At 51.8% G+C, this 255-nt stretch carries 1 protein-coding gene; it reads left to right on the top strand.

Annotated elements, in window-relative coordinates:
- Nucleotides 1-255 (top strand): iron-containing alcohol dehydrogenase (locus CHH91_RS18715; RefSeq protein ID WP_141234231.1); only part of this gene is annotated, 255 nt, incomplete at both ends.

The raw sequence follows: 255 nt of genomic DNA, 5'->3' as shown, positions 1-255 counted from the left end.
TCGTTGCGACGGCTTAGTGGCTGTCGGCGGCGGCTCTTCTATGGATACAGCTAAAGCAATTGGCGTGGAAGTGACACACGAAGGCATAGTCCTTGATTACGAAGCAGCAGAGGGCAAGAAGCCGCTTGAACGGCGAATTCCACCATTGGCAACTGTTCCAACCACTGCCGGAACAGGTTCGGAAGTGACGCAATGGGCAGTCATTACGGATGAACAACGGAAATACAAATTTAATACAGGCGGCCCTCTTATTGC

Source organism: Virgibacillus sp. 7505 (assembly GCF_002272135.1).
Taxonomy (GTDB): Bacteria; Bacillota; Bacilli; order Bacillales; family Amphibacillaceae; genus Terribacillus.
Note: the sequence above shows the minus strand (reverse complement) of the source record. Positions and strands in the feature narration are given on the sequence as shown.